The organism is Streptomyces viridochromogenes, assembly GCF_001270495.1.
Lineage (GTDB): Bacteria > Actinomycetota > Actinomycetes > Streptomycetales > Streptomycetaceae > Streptomyces > Streptomyces viridochromogenes_A.
This window is the reverse complement of sequence record NZ_LGUR01000141.1, coordinates 1-323: the sequence shown is the minus strand read 5'-3', so window position 1 is coordinate 323 and position 323 is coordinate 1. Positions and strand designations below refer to the sequence as shown.

The 323-nt window shown below is 65.3% G+C and carries 1 protein-coding gene; it reads left to right on the top strand.

What is annotated here, in order from left to right:
* The coding region (locus tag ADK36_RS50190; protein ID WP_234329778.1) for a hypothetical protein at positions 1-192 on the top strand (192 nt) is incomplete at its 5' end.
* Positions 193-323 lie beyond the last annotated feature (131 nt).

The following is a 323-nucleotide window of genomic DNA, read 5'->3' as shown; positions in this document are numbered from 1 at the left end:
ATACCCCTCCGCTTTGCGGCCACAGCGGGGTTCGCGCAGCAGGTTCACCACGGGGGCACAGATCTTGAGGCTGTGCCGGTGGCCGTCGGCGACGGGGTGCTGGTGGAAGGAGCTGGCCTTCTAGGTGGACTCTCAAAAAGGAACGCCGACGCCGGAAGAACGGCTCACGACGGCTGGGCGACCCTTGATTGACACACGACTCAGCCTCATGTCAACGTCGAAGCGCTTCGCCTCCTTCTGCGACAGTGCGATCGCCAAAAGCCGTACGCCGCCCGGCTCCGCAGTCGCCAACGCTTCCCGCGCCTTCTCCGTCGACCTCCTGC